The following is an 18,554-nucleotide window of genomic DNA, read 5'->3' as shown; positions in this document are numbered from 1 at the left end:
GCTACCGTCCGGCCAGGGACGCGATCGCCCCGGGGCCCACGCGGCAGCAGCCGCCGATGAGCCGGGCGCCGGCCTCCCGCCACGCCGGGAGCAGGGCCGGGGAGAAGGTGGTTCCCCCGGTCCAGGCCCGGCGGCGGGCGTCCCAGCGCTCACCGCTGTTGGGGTAGGCGACGGCCGGTTTACCGGTCGTCGCCACGGCGACGCGGACGGCCGCCCCGACGTCGGAGGGGTCGCAGCAGTTCACGCCCACGGCCACCACCTGGTCGTTCCCCTCGGCCAGGCCGAAGAAGTCCGCGAGGGGCTGACCGGCCCTGGTCCGGTCCCCGCTCACGGTGCAGGAGAGCCAGACGGGCAGCCCGCACCCCTCGACCGCCCGCAGCAGCGCCCGCGCCTCGTCCACGTCCGGCACCGTCTCCAGCGCCAGGACGTCGGGCCCCGCCGCGGCCAGGGCCTCGACGCGGGGGCGGTGGAATCGCTCCAGCTCCCGGACCGTGAGGCCGTAGCGGCCCCGGTACTCCGAGCCGTCGGCCAGCACCGCCCCGTACGGGCCGACCGAGGCCGCCACCCAGACGTCCTCGGGGCTCTCCCCGGCCGCCCGGCGCGCCAGCTCCACGCTCCGGGCGAAGAGCCCGGCGGCGCGGGCGGAACCGATCCCGCGCCGCCGGAAGCCCTCGAAGCTCGCCTGGTAGCTGGCGGTGATGAGCACCCGCGCGCCCGCCCGCACATAGGCGGTGTGCGCCGCCTCGATCTGTTCGGGCCCGTCCGCGAGCAGCCGGGCCGACCACAGCGCGTCGGACAGATCGCAGCCCTGCGCCTCCAACTGGTTGGAGAGCCCGCCGTCCAGCAGGACCGTCCCCGCCGCCAGCGCCTCGGCGAGCGGGCGGCCCGGACCGGCGGGAGGCGGGGCCCCGGACGGTCCGGGGGCCGGCGGACCGGGGACGGGCGGCACGGACGGCTCCTCTCAGCCGAGCTGGGACTGGACCTGCGAGGAGATCAGCTCCAGATGGTCCAGGTCGTCGAGGTCCAGCACCTGGAGGTAGATGCGCGAGGCGCCGATCTCCCCGTACCGGCCGATCTTGTCGACCACCTCGGCCGGCGAACCGGCCAGTCCGTTGGCCTTCAGCTCCGCGACGTCCCGCCCGATGACGGCGGCGCGGCGGGCCACCTCCGCGTCGTCCTTGCCCACGCAGACGACCAGGGCGTTGGAGTACACCAGGCTGTCCGGTGCCCGGCCGGCCTCCTTCGCGGCGTCCCGGACCCGGCCGAACTGCCTTTCGCTGTCCTCCAGCGAGGCGAACGGGATGTTGAACTCGTCCGCGTACCGCGCGGCCAGCCTCGGGGTGCGCTTCGCGCCGTGGCCGCCGATCAGCACCGGCACCTTGGCCTGGGCCGGCTTGGGGAGCGCGGGCGAGTCCGTGAGCTGGTAGTAGGTGCCGTCGTAGGTGAACGTGTCGCCGACCTCGGTGGCCCAGAGGCCGGTGACGATGGCCAGCTGCTCCTCCAGCCGGCCGAACTTCTCCTTGGGGAACGGGATGCCGTAGGCCCTGTGCTCCTCCTCGAACCAGCCCGCGCCCAGGCCCAGTTCGACGCGGCCGCCGGACATCTGGTCGACCTGGGCGACCTGGATGGCGAGCACGCCGGGCAGGCGGAAGGTGCCCGCAGTCATCAGGGTGCCGAGGCGGATCCGCTTGGTCTCGCGCGCCAGTCCGGCGAGCGTGATCCAGGCGTCCGTCGGGCCGGGGAGCCCGTCGCCCTGGCCCATGCGCAGATAGTGGTCGGAACGGTAGAAGGCGTCGAAGCCGAGGTCCTCGGTCGCCTTCGCGACGGTGAGCAGAGTGTCGTAGCTGGCCCCTTGCTGGGGCTCGGTGAAGATTCGAAGATCCATGCCTCCATCCTGCACCTCCGGGCCCCGCACCGGCCCCTCCCACCCCGCGGCCCCGCCCGCGCCGCCGGGTCTCACCCCGCCGGCCCGTGGAGCACGCCGTGCGGACCGTCGCGCTCCCGCTGGCGGTCCATGTCCTCCTGGCGCTCGCGGTCCCGCTCGTCGAGCAGCCGGAGCATGCCGCGCACCCGGTCCGTCGACTCGTCGGCGGCGTCGATCGCCTCCATGCACTGCCAGTACAGACCCTGCTCGTCGGTCTCGCAGGCCACACCGACCAGGGCCATGCCCACCTCTCCGAGCAGCGCGCCCAGTCCGCTCAGGGCCGCGCGCGGGTCGGCCACCGAGGAGAGCCGCGCGGCCCGTGCCACGCCCGCCCGGGCAGCCGGGTGGTCCAGGGCCCCGTTGCTCCGGCCGCCGATCTCACTGAGCCCGGCGGCCTCGCCCCGTAACTCCTTCGGCCCGTCGGCGGCGAGCCTGCTCCCGATCGCCTGGGCCAGGGCCTGGGCCTGCCAGGCCTCCGCGATGATGTCCGGTGTGCCCCGGCTCTGCGCCAGTGCCTGCCGGATGATGGCTACCAGCCGCTCCGCTTCCATCCGATGCCCCCGCTCGATAGGAAAACCCGCTCACCCTCTCCATTACCCACAGTGAGGGAGGTGGTACCGAAAGGCCAGGGGATTTCGGAAATCTGTGGACACTCGATCGAGTGTGAATAAGTCGATCACTCCGAAGAGTGACGATCGGGTGTACGGGTGGGGTCGGCCACCGGAAAGCGCGTCTCATTCCGCTCGATCTTGGCGGCGAGCGCCGCCAGGACATCGATGCCCAGCACCTCGCAGAACTGCAGCAGGTAGGCGAGCACATCGGCCACCTCGTCCGCCACCCTGGGTGCCGTACCGGGGTCGTCCATGACGCGCGCCGACTGCTCCGGCGTCAGCCACTGGAAGATCTCGACGAGTTCGGCGGCCTCGACGCTCAGGGCGGAGGCGAGGTTCTTCGGGGTGTGGTACTGCCCCCAGTCGCGGGCGGCCGCGAACGCGGCGAGCCGCCGCTGGAGGGTCCGTACATCGAGTTCCGTCACGGCCCCAGGTCTACCACCGCGCATCGGGACACGGGAAAGGGGACGAGGGGGACGGGAGGGACGAGGGCCGGGCGGGGAGCCCGGGGCGTCCGCGCCCGCCCCCGTACGCCTACATTCCGGGGACGCCCGCCGCCGTCACTCCCTCGACCTCCATGCCGACCGGCGAGAGGAGGAAGACGTTGCGGTCCACCCGGTGCATCCCGCTGCCGAGGCCGAAGACCACGCCGCTGGCGAAGTCCAGGATCCGCTTGGCGACATCGCTCTCCGCCCCGGTCAGGTCCAGCAGCACGGGGACCTGGGCCACCAGGTACTCCGCGACCTCGCGCGCGTCGGCGAAGACCTGGACCCGCAGCACCACCATGCGGCGCTGTTCGGCGCTCTCCCGCTCGTCCGGAACCGAGCGGTGGTCGACCCGCGAGGGCCACTCGTTGCGACTGCGCAACGGCACGACCTGAGCCAGTCCCTCCCACTGCTCGTCCGTGACGTCATACCTGTCGTACCTGCTCACCGGACCACCCCGTCTGTGCGCCGGTTGGCGTCCCGCCGGCCGCGCTCTCTGTTCATCGGGCAATTCTCTCGCCCCTCACCCGTTCGGCCTACCAGCGACACGGGTCAGGAGGCGGGAGAACCGACCGGTTCCGCCGCCCGGTCCTCACCGGTGCCTCCCGCTCCCGCCGGGGCCGTGGTGTCCAGGGGGGTGAACCGTACCGGAAGATGGACCAGGGCCCGGTGGAAGGGGCCGGGGCGCCACAGCAGTTCCCCGGCCGGAACGGCGAGTTCCGCGTCGCACAGCAGACTGGTGAACTGCTCGATCGCGGTCATCGCGATCAGCAGGGCCGGCTGCCGGGCGGGGCAGCGGTGGGGCCCCGCCGACCAGGCCAGGTGCGCACTGCCGCCGGAGCGGACGTCCTGCTCCGCGACCCCGGGCGCCGACTGGGTGTTGGCCGCCCCGAAGGAGACCATGACGAGCTGTCCGGCGCGGAGCCTGACGCCGTGGAACTCGGTGTCGTGGCGCGGGTAGTGGGCGGCCAGATTGGCGATCGGCGGTTCCTGCCAGAGGACTTCGTTGATCGCCTCGTGCGCGGTCATGGCGCCGCCGTGCAGCGAGCCGGCGTACCGCCGGTCGGTGAGCATGTGGAGGATCGTGTTGCCGATGAGGTTGGTCGAGGGGTCGTGGCCCGCGCTGAGCAGCAGGGTGAGCTGGCGGACGGTCTCGTCGTTGTCGAGCCGGGCCGGATGGGCGAGGAAGTACGAGGCGAGGTCGTTGCGCGGCCGGGCGCGCCGGTCGGCGACGAGCCGGGTCACCACGGCGACGAGGTCCGCGTAGGCGGCGGCAGCGTCCTGCGCGGAGTTCATCATCCCGCTGATGCCGTCGACGATCCGTTCGCCGTCGGCGGGGTCGACGCCGAACCACGTGACGAAGACGTGGAGCGGGAGCCGGCGGGCGTACTGGGCGATGAGGTCCCCACTGCCGGTGGCCGCGAACTCCCCGATGAGCTGCTGGGCGACCTTGGCCACCTCGGCGCGCAGCAGGTGCGGTTCGATGAGGGCGAGGGTGTCGTTGATCGCCTCGCGGTAGCGGGCGTGCTCGGCGCCGTCGCTGAACAGCGCGGTGGGGCGGTGTCCGAGGACGGGCAGGACCGGGGAGTCGGCGGGGACCGTGGCCTGCCAGGCCCGGGGGTCCTTGCTGAAGGTGTGGGTGTCGCGGAGCAGGTCGACGGCGGCCTGGTAGTCGGTGACGAGGAGCGCGTCGACGTCGGGGGCGAGGCGGACCGGGGCGACCGGGCCGTGCTCACGCAGTCTGCGGTAGTGGCCGTGCGGGTCGGCGGCGAAGGCGGGGCCGTACAGCGCGAGGGGCTGCGGCGGCTGCGGCGGGTGGGTCATGACGGGTCCTCGGGCTGCGGCAGTCGGGTCAGCACGTGTTCGGCGAGGGCGATCAGGGCGTCGATGCTGCCGCGCCGCTCCCGGGCGTCGCACTGGACGAGCGGGGTGCCGGGGGCGAGGTCCAGATGCTTGCGCAGGACGTCGTCGGCGTGGGCGGGAGCGTCGGGGAAGCGGTTGACGGCGACGGCGTACGGCAGGCCCTGCTCCTCGACCATGTCCATGACGGCGAAGGAGTCGGCGAGGCGCCGGGTGTCGACGAGGACGAGGGCGCCGAGCGCGCCGCGCGCGATGTCCTCCCAGAGCGGCAGGAAGCGTTCCTGCCCGGGGGTCCCGAACATGTAGAGCACCAGGTCGTCCAGGACGGTGAGGCGTCCGAAGTCGATGGCGACGGTGGTGGTGGTCTTGTCGGGGAGTCCGGCGGTGCTGTCGAGTCCCGTGCTGGACTGGGTCATCGCCTCCTCGGTGTGGAGGGTCGCGATCTCCGAGAGCGTCCGGATCAGGGTGGTCTTGCCCACGCCGAAGGGACCCGTGACGACGAGCTTCATCAGGGTCCGGGCACCGGCCGGCAGATAGCCGACGCCCGTGCGGTCAGTGGAGGGAGCGGAGTCCAACGAGCAGCCTCTCGACGAGCGGCCGGTCGATGTCCCCGGCACTGGGTATCGGCGGTCGCGTGAGCAGAAGTCCGGCGGCCGCGAGGTCCGTGGCCAGGAATACGGTGGCGCTGACCGGCAGTTCCAGATGGGCCGCGCACTCGACGACGGTGAGGGCGCCGGGTTCCAGCAGCTCGCAGAGCCTGCGCTGCTCCGAGCCGAGGTCACCCGGGAGTGCCTCCCCGGTGCGCAGGAGGACGGCGAGCCGGTCGAGCGCGGGGCCGGCGGGCCGGGTGCGGCCCCCGGTGACGAGGTAGGCGGGTATCAGACGGCGTTCTGGGCCGGCGGTCATGGCCGGTCGGTGGCGTCCGGCCGGCGGGTGGGCGCGTGCATCGCCCGGGTCAGCGCGGTGACCTGCACCTGCATCTGGTAGGCGATGTCACCGAGCTTGGCCCCGGGTTCGGCGAAGAGCGCCAGGGTGGTGTTCTTGCCGGCCGGGACGACGATCGCGAAGCCGAGATCGGATTCGACGACGGTCTGGGCCAGCTGCGGGGTGTCGGCGCCGGTGAACGCGGTGGTGAAGGCGCGGGCGGCGGCGTGCAGGGTGGCCGTCATCGCGGCGACGCGTTCGCCGGAGGCCCGGTCGAGGCCGGGTGAGGCGCCTTCGACGAGGCCGTCTCCGGTGGCGACCACGGCGTGCTGGACCCCGGGCAGTTCGAGCAGCGGGGTGAGCACCCATGCGAGGTCACCGGTGAGGGGGCTGGGGGCGCTCACTTCTCGTCGTCTCCTTGGTCGTCCTGGTCGCCCAGGTGGTCGTGGCCGTCCTCGTCCGGTGCGGGGGCCCGCCCGGTGACGCTCCTGCCGATCTGGGTGCCCTGCTGGAGCGCCGCCCAGGAGGACTCGGCCTGCTCGGGTGTGCGCGGTGCCGCTACGGAGGCCGGGGCGGCGGGCGCCGCGGCCGGTGCGGGGCGCGGCGAGCGGCGGCGCCGGGTGGGCAGCCCCGACGGTTCGGCGGCGGCTTCCGGCGCGCCCTGTCCCGCTTCCCGTTCCCTGGCGGCGGGCCGGCCGGGCTCCGGGTGCGCGGAGACCGGGGCCGGGGCCAGCACGGAGAGCGTGTGGTCGTCCTCCATGACGGTCAGCAGATGCGCGGGGACCCGGAGGATGGTCCGCATGCCGCCGAAGGGCGAGGCTTCGATGTGGCAGTGGAAGCCGTACTGGACGACGAGCCGGCCCACGACGGCGAAGCCGGTCTGGGGCGGGTCGCCGAGTTCGGTGAGCAGGACCTCGGAGGGGCCGGCGAGCAGGGCGCGGGCCCGGTCCAGCGCGTCGTCGTCCATGCCGATGCCGGCGTCGTCGACGACCAGGAACGCGCCGCGTCCGCCGCTCTGCTGGACCGTCACCTGGACGTCGGTGTCGGGGTGGGAGTAGGCGGTGGCGTTGGCGAGGAGTTCGGCCAGCGCGATGGCGAGGGGTTCGGCGGCACGGGCGGCGAGGGCGAGGCGTTCGTCGCGCAGGTGGTTGGAGACCTTGATGCGTTCGTAGCCGGCGACGCGGGACTGGGCGCCGAGGACGATCTCGACGAGGGGCGAGTTCTGCCGGGCGAGGCCGGGCCAGGCGTCGCAGAGCACGGCGGTGGCCTGGGTGCGGCGCAGGGCCAGTTCGTTGCGGAAGTCGAGCTGGAGGATGCGCGGGTCGTCGTACTCGTGCTGGAGCTCGTGGAGCAGGCGCTGGGACTGGTTGAGCAGGGACTGGATCTTGGCGGAGGTGCCGCGCATCGCGGCGCGGGCGGCGGCGTCGACGCGCCGGCGCTCGTCGAGTACGGCGGTGCGGGTGGCCTGGACGGCCTCGGTGAGCAGCCCGGCGGCGTCGCCGTCGATCTCGGTGGCCTCGCGCAGTCCGGGGACCGGGGCGCTGGGGTGGGAGAGGGAGAGCGCCGCCGCGGGTATCCGTTTGCGGGCCAGCTGGCGTATCTCGTCGACGAGCGCCGCGGTGCGGGCCTCGGCCGTCTTCGCCTGGCGTTCGTACAGTTCGGCGTGGGCCACGGCGAGTTGTTCCGAGCGGGCCGCCCGGTAGGAGCGGACCGTCGCCGCCACGGCGGCGACGACGGCGACCATCGCCACGATCCATGCCATGCCGTTACCGCGTTTCTGTCGTCGGGGTGCCTCCGGCCGGACTGCCGGGGGCCGGGGTCAGTCGGCCGCGCGGGCCGTGGTGCGGGCCTCCACTTCCCGGGCGACCTCGGCGACCTCGGTCATGACCTGGAGGACGCCGGGGAGTTCCGAGCCGTCGAGGTGGCGGTACTCGCTGCCGATGGTGACCACCAGCCGCTCCGGGAGGCCGAGTTCGGGGTGGCGGCCCTCGGCGATGACGCGGCGGGCGGCCTCGGTGGAGGGCACGCCCGCGGTGTGGAAGGCGTGGGCGCGTTCGCGCACGTACTCCAGGTACACGATGTGGTCGCGGACTCCGGCGCGGTCCAGGACCGGGCCGTGGCCGGGGACGATCGTCTCGGCGCCGGTGGCGAGGACCTGTTCGCAGGCGGCGATCACGTTGTCCAGGGGTCCGGCCCAGTGGATCGGGTGGTCGCCCGGCTGCTGGGGCGTGCTGGAGAAGATGATGTCGCCGCTGAAGACGGTGCTCTGCGCGGGCAGGTGGACGATGAGGTCGCCGGCGGTGTGCGCGGGAGGCAGGGAGCTGACGCGGACGGGGTAGTCCCCGACGGTCAGTTCGAGTTCTCCGGTGAAGTACGTGGTCGGGCGGACCGGTTCGGTGGCCGACCAGTCGAAGGGGCCGAAGTGGCGGCCGAGGTAGGCACCGAGCGGGGTGGCGGCGTCCCCGCCGGTGACCAGCGCGTGCTGCTGCCGAGGCGTGGGCTCGTAGTGGATGTGTTCCTTGGCCTCGCGGGTGACGATGATCTCCGCGTCGGGCAGGACCCCCGCGCCCCAGAAGTGGTCGCCGTTGGCGTGGGTGACGACGATCCGGTCGATGGTGACGCCGTCGGGCAGCCGCTTGGTCGATTCGGCGAGGAACTGGCCGGCCAGCACCGCGTCGTACGGGGTGTCGATCCACAGCGCGCCCCGGGGCGAGACGAGCAGGCCGCAGTTGGCCAGCCCCCAGCCCCGCTTCGGCGGCAGCCAGGCGTACAGGCCACGGCCCAGGTCAGCGACTTCTCCACCCGTGATCGACATGGACGCGATTATGCCGACCCCGATCCGGGCGCGCGTTCGAACCAGGTCTCGATTTGATTGCGTTGGCGGGAAATCGACGCTTCCCTGTCTGGACTCGGTGCGGTGGGTAACGGTACGAGAGCGGCCGAACGCCCCAGCGAGACGAACGATCGGGTCATACCCCCCGCAACTCACGCGATCCGCGCACCGCTTGCGGGAGAACGTGACGACCCGCCATCAAACGAGCAGCGGCCGATTACCCACCGAGCATGACTGAAAACCGACGCGTGAAAGCCACCGGAGCGGCCACCGCCGGGACGGCTCAGACGGCGATCACCGTGACGCCGGCCTCCGTGAACCGCGCGCCGGCCTCGGGGGTGATGCCCCGGTCGGTGACCAGGAAGTCGACCAGGCCGAGATCGCAGACCCGGGCAAAGGCCCGCTTGCCGATCTTCGACGAGTCGGCGGCCACCACCACCCGCTGCGCCTGCTGGGCGAGCAGCCGGTTGATGCTGGCCTCGCCCTCGTGGTGGACGTACACGCCGCGTTCGGTGTCGATCGCGTTGATCCCCAGCACGGCGACGTCCAGCGTGATCTCGCCGAGCACCCCGCTGGCCAGCGGCCCCGTCAGCTCGTACGACTGGGGCCTGGCCACACCGCCGGTGACCACGATCTTGATCTGCGGCCGGATCACCAGCTCGTTGGCGATGTTCAGCGCGTTGGTGACGACCGTCAGGGTCGGCTGGCCGGGGGCGGCGCCCGCGCCCTCGCCGACGAGGTCGGGGCGCACGGCCAGCGATCTGGCCACCTCGGTGATGGTGGTGCCGCCGGTCAGACCCACCACCTCGCCGACCGCGACCAGGTCGGCCGCGGCACGGCCGATGGCCTGCTTCTCCGGGGCGTTGCGCCCCGCCTTGTAGCGCAGCGCCAGCTCGTAGCTGACCCCGTGCGCCACCGCGCCACCCCGGGTGCGGGTGAGCAACTGCTGCTCGGAGAGCTGGTCGAGGTCGCGGCGGATGGTCGCGGCCGAGACGTCGAGCGCCCTGGCGGCGTCCTCGACGTCCACCCGGCCGTGCTTGCCGACGAGTTCCAGCAGTGCGTTCCACCGGGCGTCCCTGGACACGAACTCTCTCCTCACGGGTCCGGTCTGCGGGCACCCGGTCCCCGGGGCGCGATCACCGGAACAGGCGCAAGCGTCGCACACGGGTCCTCCGAGTCAAGCCGCCTGCACGCTGCGTGCTTGATAGTGCTCGCTCATCGCGAGTAACGTGCGTAATCGAGCATCCCATCACCAGTTCGGAGTGCAAAAGTGTCTTTTGTCGAGATCGAGACCGCCAGCCAGCCGGAGTGCTGGCGCCGCGCCGCGCAGCTCGCTCCGGGCCACGCCGACGTCCTGCCCGCCGCCGGCGAGCGCATCGCCGTCGTCGGCTGCGGGACCTCGTTCTACATGGCTCAGGCATACGCCGCACTCCGCGAGGACTCCGGACAGGGCGAGTCGGATGCCTTCGCCGCCTCGGAGTTCCCCTCCCGGCGCCGCTACGACCGGGTGGTCGCCCTGACCCGCTCCGGCACCACGACGGAGGTCCTCGACCTGCTGAACCGGCTGCGCGGGACCACCCCGACCGTGGCCGTCACCGCGGACCCGGACACCCCGGTCATGTCGGCCGCGGACGCGGTCGTGGTCCTCGACTTCGCCGACGAGCGGTCCGTCGTGCAGACCCGCTTCGCCACCACGCTCCTCACCCTGCTCCGCGCCCACCTCGGCCTGCACGACGAGTCCGTGGTCCGCGACGCGGAGACCGCGCTGGCCGAGCCGCTGCCCGAAGGACTCGTGGACTGCTCGCAGTTCACCTTCCTCGGCCGCGGCTGGACGGCGGGCCTGGCCAACGAGGCGGCGCTGAAGATGAAGGAGGCCTCGCTGTCCTGGACGGAGGCGTACGCCGCGATGGAGTACCGCCACGGCCCGATCAGCATCGCCACCACGGGCACCGCGACCTGGAGCTTCGGCCCCGCCCCCGAGGGGCTGCGCGAGCAGGTCCTCGCCACCGGCGCGCGCTGGATCGAGAGCGGGCTCGACCCGCTGGCCGAACTGGTCCGCGTCCAGCGCCTGGCGATCGCCCGCGCCGACGCCCGCGGCCTGGACCCCGACAGCCCCCGCCACCTCACGCGTTCCGTGGTCCTCGCGGAGGCCTGAACCGGCCGGGCGCGCACCGCACACGGCCGGGGCGCGCTCCGCACGGAGCGGCCCCGGCCGGTGCCGGTGTCGCCGGGTCAGGACTCCTCGAAGTAGGCGTCGAGGACGGCGTCGAAGCCCTCCGTCCACCCCTTCAGCTCGCTCCGGGCGGCGGCCTCGACCTCGGCGTTGAACCAGCGCTGGGTCGACATGTGGACCGTGACGGTGAACCGGCGGCCGAACCGGGCCGGCTTCAGCTCCACGGCACCGATCTCGTCCCAGCGGAAGTCCGCCTCCTGGTCGTCCAGCGTGAACCGGATCCCGGTGCGGTCCGCGGTGATCGACCCGCGCCGGTCCTTCACCTCGAACGAGGGCCCGTCCGCGGCCTCTTCGTCGCTCTCGTCCTCCTCGTCGTCCGCCGCCTTCGCGGTGGCGGGCTCGTCGCCGGGGGCCGCGTCCTCGGGCACGGCCTCCGCCGCGACCTCGTCGGCCGCGTCCCCGGACACGGTCGCCCCGGTCGCCTCGGGCTCCTCGGTCTCCTCCGCGTCCGCGCCCGCCGTCGGGGCGGTCCGGGGGGCCGTGAGACCGGGGATGTACGCCGGGTCTGTCCCCGCGGCGTACGCGGGCTGGGTCTTCGGATCTATGCGCTGCTCCACGGCGGGCAGTATGGCCGACGAACCTGTACGGGGCCAGTAAGGCCGCCGTCCGCCGCCCCGCTCCCCCGCGCCGGGGAGAGCCGGGGAGCGGCGGAGAGCGGCAGGAAGCGACAGGGAGCGGGTCCGCGTCGCCGCGGCCCGCCCCCCGGTGTCCGCCGCGGCGCGGCGGACGGTCAGTTCACGGTGCAGGCCCTGTCGCCCAGGGCGAAGGAGGCCGGTGCGGTGTTGCCTCCCGTCAGGGTGCCGGTGAAGCCGAAGGCCACCGAGGATCCGGGGGCCACCGTGCCGTTCCAGGAGATGCTGGACGCCTTGACCTTCGCGCCGTCCTGCGCGGGGGTGGCGTTCCACATCTGGCCGACGCGCTGCCCGTCCGGGAAGGTCCACCCCAGCGTCCAGCCGTTCAGTGCCGTCTTCCCGGTGTTGGTGAGCGTCACATCCGCCTGGAAGCCGCCCGACCACTGGTTGGTGACCTTGTACGTCACCGCGCAGACGGCGTCACCGGGCGGGGTGCCCGGGTCGGTGCCGGGGTCCGTGCCGCCGTCACCGCCCCCGTCGCCGTCCGAGGAGTCGCCGTAGATGACGCCGCGTCCGTTGGTCGCGACGTAGACCCGTCCGTAGACCCTCGGGTCGCCGGTGATCGCCGCCCCGGTCCAGCCCCACTGGTGGGCGTCGTCGTTGATCCGGGTCCAGGTGGCGCCCGCGTCCGTGGACCGGAAGATCCCGCGCACCCCGCCGATCTTCGCGCTGACGAACAGCGTCTGGTACGAGGCTCCCGCGGCCGCCTTGCCGAAGCCGACCGCGTCCGCCTGGTCCACCCCGGTCAGCCTGGTGAACGTCGTCCCGGAGTCGGTGGAGTGCCACAGCCCGTACGCGCCGTTCGCGCTGCCGCCCGCGAGCCACACGTCGCCCTCGGTGCCCGGCACGGCCTTGAAGCGCACATTGCCGTCGGCGGGCAGTCCGGTCGACGCCTTCGCCGTGAAGGTGGCGCCGCCGTCGGTGGAGACGTAGAAGGTGCCGGCCTTGTAGCCGTAGAACTTCTTCGGGTTCTTCCGGTCGGACTCGACGGTGGCACCGGCCGGGATGCCGGCCGACGCCGACCAGGAGCTTCCGAAGCCGGTGGTGTGCTGGACGCCCGCGCCCTCCGGGGACCAGACGAAGCCGGTGCCGTCGGCCGCCGCGGCGACGGTGCCGCCGCCGGTGACGCCCGAGGGCTCGGAGCCCTGGAACCAGTTGGCCCCGTTGTCCGTGGAGAAGCCGATGTGCGGGGCGGCGTCGGCGTTGCCGACCCGGACCACCGTGTTCGGGCTGCTCTCCGCGAAGTCCAGGCTGGTGGTCGAGGTGAGGTTGGGCGAGGTGAACATCATCCCGGGCACGGCGTCCAGATCGGTGTGCCGGAAGCCGCCGACGTCACCGAGCGCGCTGAGCAGCGGGGCGCCGGTCGGCGGGCTGGCCAGGTCGTTGACGGCGGTCTCCTCCAGGCCCTTCACCATCGGGGTGATCCTGAACTGGCTGCCGGAGTCCCAGTTGGTGAGGTCCTCCGTGCCGTAGATCGTCGCGCCGGTCCCGTACATCATCCGGTTCGAATCGAAGGGGTCGATCTCCAGCGCCTCGGTCATCCAGCCCAGCTTCGGCGTGGTCTCCGGGGGTGCGGGGTTGGCGTTCCAGGTCAGCCAGGGCACGGAGGAGACGTCCTGGGTGAAGCGGTTGGCGCGGTTGGGGTAGCTGGTGTAGTCCCACGCCCGGGTCCAGGTGGCACCGCTGTCCGTGGAGCGGAAGATCTGCGTGTCCGGCCACCAGGAGCTGTAGGCGGTCGCCATCACGGTCCCGGGGTGCTGCCGGTCCACCGTCAGTCCGCTGAAGCCGTAATAGGTGTCCGCCTCCGCGACCGGGCTGACGTCCTTCCACGCGCCGGTCGCGGTGGTGTAGCGCCAGATCCGCCCCTTGCCGCCGTCGTACGGGCCGCCGGTGTCGCTGAGGGAGAGGTAGAGGTAGCCGTTCTCGGAGTCCAGAACGCCCTTGTGGGCCAGATATCCGGTGGGCTGGCCGGCGATCCGGGACCAGGTGGTGCCGCCGTCCGTCGAGCGGTAGACGGTGTTCTCCTTGTCGGCGACGCCCACGTAGATGTCCTGGGTCGCGCCGCCGGCGGTGCCGGTCCGCTCGTCGAACGTCACCCAGACGATGCCCTGGTTGTCGTTGCCGTAGCCGCTGGTGTCGGTCGGGTCCTGGGAGTAGTTGCCCGGGTTGGGGAACGCCGTCACCTGGGACCAGGTCACCCCCGAGTCCGTGGACCGCCACAGGCCCTTGCCGCTGGGCGCGCCCAGGTAGAGCACGGAGTTCTTGTTCGGGTCGACGGCCAGGCGCTCGCCCATGCCCCGGCCGGGCATGTTGCCGCCGAGCTTGAACGGGAGGGCGCTCGCCTTCCAGCTGGCGCCCCGGTCGGAGGAGCGCAGCACGGCGCCGTTGGTCGGGTCCCAGTCGTTGGTGTACGTGCCCACGGCGGCGTACACGTTGTCCGGGTCGGCGGAGTCCGAGGCCAGGCTCACCACGCCGGTCCAGCCCCAGTGGTCCCAGTCCACCCAGTCGAGCAGCGGTGTCCATTGCTTGCCCGCCTGGTCCCAGCGGTAGGCGCCGCCGATGTCGGTGCGGGCGTAGGCGAGGTTCTTCTCGGAGCGGTTGAAGACGATGCCGGGGACGAAACCTCCGCCGTCGATGCGGACGTTCTTCCAGTCATAGGTGTCGGCGGCCGTCGACACATCGGATGCCTCGGCGGCCGGGGCGGCTGCACGGGCCTGCGCCGACGCCGGGGCGCCGGTGGCGAACAGCCCGGCGGTGAGCGTGAGCGCGGCCAGCAGGGTGGCCAGGGGTCTTGCGCTTGAGCGCACGGAAACGTCCTCTCCGAACAGGACCGCCGACAGCGGCGGTAAGGGCGTGCACGGATGTGGGAGCGCTCCCATTGCGCGTCCCGATGGTAGCGGCGCCACCCCCGGGGGAGAAGGGTGGCGACAGAGTTCATCGGATGACTTGATCCGTCCCTGTCATCCAAGGCGTGTGATGCCCTGCGGAAAACCGCAGGAGGTGCGGAGGCGAACCGCATACCGGCGCGGGCCCCCCGATTCCTAGCGTGGCGGGGAAGCCGCGGCGCCGTGCCGGGGCCGCCACCGGGACCGGAGACCTCGTATGGAACACCTCGTGCTCGCCCTCCCCCAGGAACCCGCCGGCGGGGTGGCGGGGTGGGCAGCCGGGCTCGTCGACACGCTCGGCGGCCCCGGCGCCGGACTCGCCATCGCCCTGGAGAACCTCTTCCCGCCCCTGCCGAGCGAGGTGATCCTGCCGCTGACCGGCTTCGCCGCCGGGCAGGGGGTGCTCTCCCTGGCGTCCGCCCTGTTCTGGACGACACTGGGCTCGGTCTCCGGCGCCGCCGCGCTCTACGCGCTCGGGATGCTCTTCGGCCGGGCCCGGATGTACGCGCTGTGGGCGCGCCTCCCCCTGGTCAGGACGTCCGATCTGGCGCGCACCGAGGCGTGGTTCGCCCGGCACGGCACCAAGGCGGTACTGCTGGGCCGGCTGGTCCCGGTCTTCCGCAGCCTGATCTCGGTGCCGGCCGGGGTGGAGCGCATGCCCGTCGCGCTGTTCCTGGGACTGACGGCCCTCGGCAGTCTGGGCTGGAACACCGCGCTGGTGATGGCGGGTTACTGGCTCGGGGACCAGTGGGACACGGTGGGCGACTGGGTCGGCGTCCTGTCCAAGGCCGTCCTGGCCCTGGCCCTGGCGGCCCTCGCCCTGTACGTCGCGGCCCGCCTCCGCACCCCGAACGGCCGGGCCCAGCACCGCCGTACGCGCTCGTGACCGACACGGCACCTCTAGGATCGGTGGACGTGACGGGGGACGCGGTGGCGGTCAGGGGCTCCGGCCGGGTGCGGCCGGTCGCGGGCACGTTCCTGGGCTGCCTGACGGCGTTCGCCGGTCTCCTCCACTTCACGGGGTCCGGGGTCCTGCTGGGCGCCTTCCTGCTGTGGCCGCGCACCCGGGCCCGCGCGCGGGCCCGGTTCCTCGCGGGCGCCCGGTGGCTGACGGCGGCCGAACGGTGGCGCCGGACCGTCTTCTTCGGCGACCGCTTCCCGGACTACGCCCCCTCGGACCGGCAGGTCCTGCGCTATCTGTCCGTCCGCACCTACGCGGGGCTGCTCTGCGCCGTGGTGGCCGGGCTCCTCGGCTTCGGGGTGGTCCTGGCGGTCCTCCTCGCGGTCGGGGTGGCGCGGTCCACGACCGACTGGGCGGAGTTGCCGGCCCAGGTCCTGCTCGGCTCCGTGCTGCTCTTCCTCAATCTCCAGGGCCTGGTCTCGCTGGCGGCGCTCGATACCCGGCTCGCCCGGGCATGCTTCGTGCCCGACGACCGGGAGCTGCTGGAGCGCCGCATCGGTGAACTCTCCGCGAGCCGCGCCGCGGTGGTCCGCGCGGTGGACGCCGAACGGCGCCGCGTCGAGCGCGATCTGCACGACGGGGTGCAGCAGCGGCTGGTGGCGCTGGCCATGCTGCTCGGCCGGGCCCGCCGCGCCCGGGACGCCGAACGCGCCGACGCGCTGCTCGCCCAGGCGCACCGGGAGGCGGGCGAGGTCCTGGCCGAACTGCGGGACGTGGCCTGGCGGGTCTATCCGACGGCCCTGGACAGTCTGGGGCTGCGGGAGGCGCTGGGCGGGGTGGCCGAGCGGTGCGCGATGCCGGTGCGGCTGGAGTACGAGGTGGCCGGGGAGCTGCCGCCGCCCGTCGAGACGGCCGCGTACTTCGTGGTGTCGGAGGCCGTGACGAACGCCGCCAAGCACGCGGGGGCCGGGGAGCTGTACGTGGGCGTCGTGCGCCGGGGCGCGGTGCTGACCGTGCGCGTCCGCGACGACGGGGCGGGCGGCGCGGACCCGGAGGGCACCGGCCTCGCGGGGCTGCGCGGCCGGGTCGCCGCGCTCGACGGCATGCTGGACGTCCACAGCCCCGCCGGGGGCCCCACCACCGTGACCGCGGAGCTGCCGTGCGCGTGATGCTCGCCGAGGACTCGACCCTGCTCAGAGAAGGGCTGGTCCGCCTCCTCACGGAGGAGGGCCATGAGGTGACCGCCGCCGTGGGCGACGCCGAGGCGCTGCTCGCGCGGGTGGCGCAGGATCCGCCGGACGTCGTGGTCACCGACATCCGGATGCCTCCGGGCCACAAGGACGAGGGGCTGCGCGCGGCGGTGGAGATCCGCGACCGGTTCCCGGACGTGGGCGTGCTCGTGCTCTCGCAGTACGTGGAACGGGCCTACGCCGCGCAGTTGCTGGCCGTCCACGCCGAGCGGGTCGGCTATCTCCTCAAGGACCGGGTCGCCCAGGTCGAGGAGTTCCTGGACTCGCTGGACCGGATCCACGCGGGCGGGGCGGTCTTCGACCCGGAGGTCGTACGGCAACTGGTCATCCGCAGCGCGCACGGCGATCCGCTGGCGCGGCTGACCCCGCGCGAGCGGAGTGTGCTGGAGGCGCTGGCGCAGGGGCACACCAACGCGGCCATCGGGCAGCGGCTGCACATCTCGCAGAGCGCGGTGGAGAAGAACCTCAACACGGTCTTCGACAAGCTGGGCCTGGAGCGGGCCACCGGATACAACCGGCGGATCCTGGCCGTGCTGCGCTATCTGGAGGCGTGACCGGGGCCCGGGGCAGGCGGGGAGGGGCGGTCAGTACCAGTCGCCCCGGCCGGGCGGGTCGCAGAGTTCGAGCACCACCTCACCGGCCTCCGAGGTCGTGCCGCCCACCGGCCTGACCCGGTCGCCGACGTTCACCAGGTGCGGGGCCGCGCCGACGATGCGGCAGCGGTAGACGAAGCCCTCGGGGAAGCGGACCAGCGACTCGTTGCGCATGATCCGCGAGTAGCGGTTGACGACGCTGGAGCGGACGACGACCCCGTGGCCGTCGCTGTGCCGGGACACCAGATCGCTCGACGCGCAGACGGGGCACAGGAGTTTGCGGAAGGACGCGGTGCCGCACCAGCGGCAGACCTGGTAGACGAGGCCCTCCGTGCGGCGTTCCTCGGCCGGGTGGCGAACCGCCGCCGGTCCCCTGTCGATTCCGGTGCTGATCACGGCTCGGCCTCCCGCTCTCGACTCGGTGCGCCGCGTCGTCGACGGCACATCGGCACCGTATGGCACTTAGTTCCATGAAGTAAAGGTACTCAGTACCGAAGAAGAGTGAACTACCTCTCAGCCACGGCCTCTTCCTCTCCGATGGCCGCTTCGATGCGCTGTACGACGCGCCACATCGGGGCCCCCTTGGGCGCGATCATCACGATCACGTCCTCCTCGGCGGCCGGCGGCAGCGGCCGCTCGGCGGCCGAGCCCCACAGCGAGCGGACAAGTTCGAGCGCCCGGTCCACCTCGGCGCCCGCGTCCCCCCGGCCGCCCGAACGCAGCCAGGACCGGAGCCCGTTGTTGTGGGCGGCGACGACGGCGGCGGCGATCACCTCGGCGCGCAGGGCCGCGTCGGGGGTGTCGCCCCAGCGGCGCTCCAGATAGCCCGCCATGGTGCGTTCGTACCGGCGCACGACGGACAGTTCGTACGTACGCAGCCCCGGCACCTCCCGGGTGAGCCGGTAGCGCTGGACGGAGAACTCGGGCTTCTCCGCGTACATCCGGAAGACCAGCCGGGCCGCGTCGCACACGGTGTCCACCGGGTCGCCGTCCCCGGCGGTGTCCAGGAACGCGGTCATCTCCGCGAGGCACCGCTCGTGGTCGGGGAAGACCGCGTCCTCCTTCGAGGGGAAGTAGCGGAAGAACGACCTCCGCCCCACCCCGGCGCTGGCGACGATGTCGTCCACCGTGGTCCGTTCGAACCCGCGCTCCATGAAGAGGGCGAAGGCCGCCTCGGCGAGCACGTCACGCATGGGCGGCTTCTTGGCGGGCCGACGGTCCTCAGTCATGCCGGAAACGTAGCACCAGAACGGCGTATCCGACACTGGGTACCTTTACGCAGGGTACTGAGTGCCATAGGATGACCGCAGAGACACCACCAGGTACAGGGAGAGCCGGCGTGAGCTTGAGGATCGTTGTCTGTGTGAAGTACGTGCCCGACGCGACCGGTGACCGGCATTTCGCCGATGACCTGACGTTGGAC

At 72.8% G+C, this 18,554-nt stretch carries 20 protein-coding genes and 1 pseudogene; 5 read left to right on the top strand and 16 right to left on the bottom strand.

Going from position 1 to position 18,554, the window contains the following annotated elements; translation table 11 throughout:
* Position 1: 1 nt before the first annotated feature.
* The 12 genes from mmuM to ACWCXC_RS11100 form a co-directional block, all read right to left on the bottom strand.
* Positions 2 to 949, bottom strand: a complete 948-nt coding sequence (mmuM, locus tag ACWCXC_RS11155) for a homocysteine S-methyltransferase (protein WP_450888185.1) — start codon at positions 947 to 949, stop codon at positions 2 to 4.
* A 12-nt stretch (positions 950 to 961) separates the two neighbouring features.
* Entirely contained in the window at positions 962 to 1,885 is a 924-nt protein-coding gene (locus ACWCXC_RS11150; protein WP_450681178.1) for an LLM class F420-dependent oxidoreductase, read from the bottom strand.
* 71 nt (positions 1,886 to 1,956) lie between these two features.
* Positions 1,957 to 2,475 (bottom strand): DUF6099 family protein, encoded by a 519-nt coding sequence (locus ACWCXC_RS11145; protein WP_450681179.1) that lies wholly within the window; start codon positions 2,473 to 2,475, stop codon positions 1,957 to 1,959.
* 125 nt (positions 2,476 to 2,600) lie between these two features.
* Positions 2,601 to 2,960: a nucleotide pyrophosphohydrolase gene (locus ACWCXC_RS11140; RefSeq protein ID WP_450681180.1), complete on the bottom strand. Its 360-nt coding sequence runs from the start codon at positions 2,958 to 2,960 to the stop codon at positions 2,601 to 2,603.
* A gap of 109 nt (positions 2,961 to 3,069) precedes the next feature.
* Positions 3,070 to 3,468 carry a cell division protein SepF gene (locus ACWCXC_RS11135; protein WP_450681181.1) on the bottom strand — a complete coding sequence of 133 codons (399 nt, stop codon included), beginning with the start codon at positions 3,466 to 3,468 and terminating at the stop codon, positions 3,070 to 3,072.
* A 104-nt stretch (positions 3,469 to 3,572) separates the two neighbouring features.
* Positions 3,573 to 4,844, bottom strand: coding sequence for a cytochrome P450 (locus ACWCXC_RS11130; protein ID WP_450888181.1), 1,272 nt, complete (start codon positions 4,842 to 4,844; stop codon positions 3,573 to 3,575).
* A complete protein-coding gene (locus tag ACWCXC_RS11125) occupies positions 4,841 to 5,455 on the bottom strand; it encodes a GTP-binding protein (RefSeq protein WP_450681183.1) in 615 nt (204 codons plus the stop codon). Before ACWCXC_RS11125 ends, ACWCXC_RS11130 begins: the two co-directional genes overlap by 4 nt.
* Complete coding sequence (locus tag ACWCXC_RS11120) at positions 5,433 to 5,786, bottom strand: DUF742 domain-containing protein (protein ID WP_450681184.1); 354 nt, start codon at positions 5,784 to 5,786, stop codon at positions 5,433 to 5,435. The genes ACWCXC_RS11125 and ACWCXC_RS11120 overlap by 23 nt, the downstream gene beginning before the upstream one ends.
* Positions 5,783 to 6,208, bottom strand: coding sequence for a roadblock/LC7 domain-containing protein (locus ACWCXC_RS11115; RefSeq protein WP_450681185.1), 426 nt, complete (start codon positions 6,206 to 6,208; stop codon positions 5,783 to 5,785). The genes ACWCXC_RS11120 and ACWCXC_RS11115 overlap by 4 nt, the downstream gene beginning before the upstream one ends.
* On the bottom strand, positions 6,205 to 7,566 hold the full coding sequence (locus ACWCXC_RS11110) for an ATP-binding protein (protein ID WP_450888178.1): 1,362 nt from the start codon (positions 7,564 to 7,566) through the stop codon (positions 6,205 to 6,207). The genes ACWCXC_RS11115 and ACWCXC_RS11110 overlap by 4 nt, the downstream gene beginning before the upstream one ends.
* Before the next feature lie 57 nt (positions 7,567 to 7,623).
* A complete protein-coding gene (locus ACWCXC_RS11105; protein ID WP_450681187.1) occupies positions 7,624 to 8,619 on the bottom strand; it encodes an MBL fold metallo-hydrolase in 996 nt (331 codons plus the stop codon).
* A gap of 301 nt (positions 8,620 to 8,920) precedes the next feature.
* Positions 8,921 to 9,721: a DeoR/GlpR family DNA-binding transcription regulator gene (locus ACWCXC_RS11100; RefSeq protein WP_450681188.1), complete on the bottom strand. Its 801-nt coding sequence runs from the start codon at positions 9,719 to 9,721 to the stop codon at positions 8,921 to 8,923.
* 186 nt (positions 9,722 to 9,907) lie between these two features.
* On the opposite strand from ACWCXC_RS11100, the gene ACWCXC_RS11095 reads away from it, so the two are divergent.
* Complete coding sequence (locus ACWCXC_RS11095; RefSeq protein WP_450681189.1) at positions 9,908 to 10,792, top strand: SIS domain-containing protein; 885 nt, start codon at positions 9,908 to 9,910, stop codon at positions 10,790 to 10,792.
* 77 nt (positions 10,793 to 10,869) lie between these two features.
* Here ACWCXC_RS11095 and ACWCXC_RS11090 read toward each other — a convergent pair whose 3' ends face one another.
* Together ACWCXC_RS11090 and ACWCXC_RS11085 are read right to left on the bottom strand one after the other, a co-directional pair.
* A complete protein-coding gene (locus tag ACWCXC_RS11090) occupies positions 10,870 to 11,427 on the bottom strand; it encodes a hypothetical protein (protein WP_450888175.1) in 558 nt (185 codons plus the stop codon).
* 173 nt (positions 11,428 to 11,600) lie between these two features.
* Positions 11,601 to 14,309, bottom strand: coding sequence for a cellulose binding domain-containing protein (locus ACWCXC_RS11085; protein ID WP_450888173.1), 2,709 nt, complete (start codon positions 14,307 to 14,309; stop codon positions 11,601 to 11,603).
* Positions 14,310 to 14,604: 295 nt separating this feature from the next.
* Here ACWCXC_RS11085 and ACWCXC_RS11080 point away from each other — a divergent pair, with 295 nt between their 5' ends.
* From ACWCXC_RS11080 to ACWCXC_RS11070, 3 genes are read left to right on the top strand one after another with little or no spacing between them, the layout of a single operon-like run.
* The gene (locus ACWCXC_RS11080) at positions 14,605 to 15,273 is read left to right on the top strand and encodes a DedA family protein (protein ID WP_450681192.1); all 669 of its coding nucleotides are present in this window, start codon (positions 14,605 to 14,607) and stop codon (positions 15,271 to 15,273) included.
* Between the two features lie 29 nt (positions 15,274 to 15,302).
* Positions 15,303 to 16,457, top strand: coding sequence for a sensor histidine kinase (locus tag ACWCXC_RS11075; protein ID WP_450888171.1), 1,155 nt, complete (start codon positions 15,303 to 15,305; stop codon positions 16,455 to 16,457).
* Positions 16,457 to 17,092 carry a response regulator transcription factor gene (locus ACWCXC_RS11070; RefSeq protein ID WP_450681201.1) on the top strand — a complete coding sequence of 212 codons (636 nt, stop codon included), beginning with the start codon at positions 16,457 to 16,459 and terminating at the stop codon, positions 17,090 to 17,092. The genes ACWCXC_RS11075 and ACWCXC_RS11070 overlap by 1 nt, the downstream gene beginning before the upstream one ends.
* A 30-nt stretch (positions 17,093 to 17,122) precedes the next feature.
* Here the strand turns inward: ACWCXC_RS11070 and ACWCXC_RS11065 are convergent, their stop codons facing one another.
* Together ACWCXC_RS11065 and ACWCXC_RS11060 are read right to left on the bottom strand one after the other, a co-directional pair.
* Positions 17,123 to 17,527, bottom strand: a complete 405-nt coding sequence (locus ACWCXC_RS11065; RefSeq protein ID WP_450681194.1) for a zinc ribbon domain-containing protein — start codon at positions 17,525 to 17,527, stop codon at positions 17,123 to 17,125.
* 110 nt (positions 17,528 to 17,637) lie between these two features.
* Positions 17,638 to 18,360 (bottom strand): TetR family transcriptional regulator, encoded by a 723-nt coding sequence (locus tag ACWCXC_RS11060; RefSeq protein WP_450681195.1) that lies wholly within the window; start codon positions 18,358 to 18,360, stop codon positions 17,638 to 17,640.
* 110 nt (positions 18,361 to 18,470) lie between these two features.
* Between ACWCXC_RS11060 and ACWCXC_RS11055 the strand changes: the two are divergent.
* Positions 18,471 to 18,554 (top strand): annotated as a pseudogene (locus tag ACWCXC_RS11055) (electron transfer flavoprotein subunit beta); the annotation flags it as partial.

The sequence above is a fragment of the Streptomyces sp. NPDC001515 genome (assembly GCF_053597115.1).
Note: the sequence above shows the minus strand (reverse complement) of the source record. Positions and strands in the feature narration are given on the sequence as shown.